We start from the raw sequence: 1,006 nt of genomic DNA, 5'->3' as shown, positions 1-1,006 counted from the left end.
GACACTGCTACCAAATAGCCGGTCGCAACAGCGCTCACCGTGGAGCCCCAATCAGCCTTCTTACCCACCCCAGTGAGCGCGAAGGGAAGCTTGCATGAAGCTACTACCTACTTGCACGATGCTCAACGGGCCGGGACGTCATAGGTGAAGCAACGAAGGCCGCGAATACAGTTACACAGCGCGACGCGCGCCACTTGTTAAACCAATGGCTCAGTGAGGCCAACTACGTCACGACGTCTAAGTACGGTGTCGGCCGTTTCCCATTCCTGCAGTCTGTCCTCTGCCCCATTACACGGCATGGGTTCTCAACGAGGGAATCTGACCACCGCATTGAAGTAGCCAAAGAGAAACGCCCGAGCATTTGCTCGGGCGTTTCAATCACGGCTTAGCAAACCGTGTCTTCAGGGCTAGCCCGGCCCTGAAGCTTCCTAGCGGACTAGGACTCCTTGCGGCGACCAGGGCGCAGGAGCAGAACTGCTCCAGCAATCAGTGCCCATGCTGCGGCGAGAAGCCACAGGATATTTGCACCGGTATTCGCCAAGGTGCTGGAAGAGGAGCTCTTCTTGGAGTCCTTGGTGCTCGGGGTCGTGCCATTAGAGCGAGTGGTGTTGTCGCCCTGGCTCGGCTGAGCATTGTTGTTGGACTCCACAGCACTCGGCTGTGCTGCCTCACCTGGTGCCTGCGGCTGTCGCTGCGGTTGCTGCTGAGCCTCACCCGGAGCCTTCGGCTCCAGTGGCTTCAGAGGCTCGAAAGGCTTCTCCGGCAGTGCAGGATCATGCGGCGGCTTGAAGAAGTGGCTCAAGACCGGCGGCACAAGAACCAGCGGAATGAGCAGCGGCCACAGGCCACCGAGCTCAGGAATACGAGGTTCGTTCGGCTTGCCCGGCTCGTTCGGCTTGCCCGGCTCGTTCGGCTTGCCCGGCTCGTTCGGCTCGTTCGGGTCAGTCGGCGTAGTCGGAGTGGTCGGCTCGGTTGGCTCGTTCGGCTTGCCCGGCTCGTTCGGCTT

1 pseudogene is annotated in these 1,006 nt (G+C 60.6%); it reads right to left on the bottom strand.

The window, feature by feature from the left end:
- Positions 1-436 precede the first annotated feature (436 nt).
- Positions 437-1,006, bottom strand: a pseudogene (locus tag HMPREF2993_RS13765) (hypothetical protein); the annotation flags it as partial.

Origin of the sequence: Corynebacterium sp. HMSC068G04 (assembly GCF_001814885.1) — a bacterium.
In the GTDB taxonomy this organism is placed as follows: Bacteria; Actinomycetota; Actinomycetes; order Mycobacteriales; family Mycobacteriaceae; genus Corynebacterium; species Corynebacterium hiratae.
This window is presented reverse-complemented; position numbering and strand designations above follow the sequence as displayed.